Below are 232 nucleotides of genomic sequence, written 5' to 3'. Positions count from 1 at the left end.
GTCTATGGAAAGACATGGTCTTCTTTAGGGAGACTGTTAGATCCGATTACGCAAGATGCCTGCCAATTTTACAATGACCATGCATTATTTGATGATTTTACTGGTGTGGTTTATGCATCTGAAGAAGGGAAACGCATTGCCAGGGCTCTAGGTCAATACAAAGCTGTCATCCTCCGCAACCATGGATTGTTAACGGTGGGCCAATCTGTAGATTCAGCTGCTTGGTGGTTCA

General features: G+C 44.4%; 1 protein-coding gene. It reads left to right on the top strand.

What is annotated here, in order from left to right:
* On the top strand, nucleotides 1-232 hold a 232-nt coding region (locus SB773_RS34915), incomplete at both ends, for a class II aldolase/adducin family protein (RefSeq protein WP_410595163.1).

This window comes from Bacillus sp. SIMBA_074, assembly GCF_046534555.1.
In the GTDB taxonomy this organism is placed as follows: domain Bacteria; phylum Bacillota; class Bacilli; order Bacillales; family Bacillaceae_G; genus Bacillus_A; species Bacillus_A mycoides.
The sequence above is the reverse complement of the archived record's forward strand: the minus strand, read 5'-3'. Positions and strand labels throughout refer to the sequence as shown.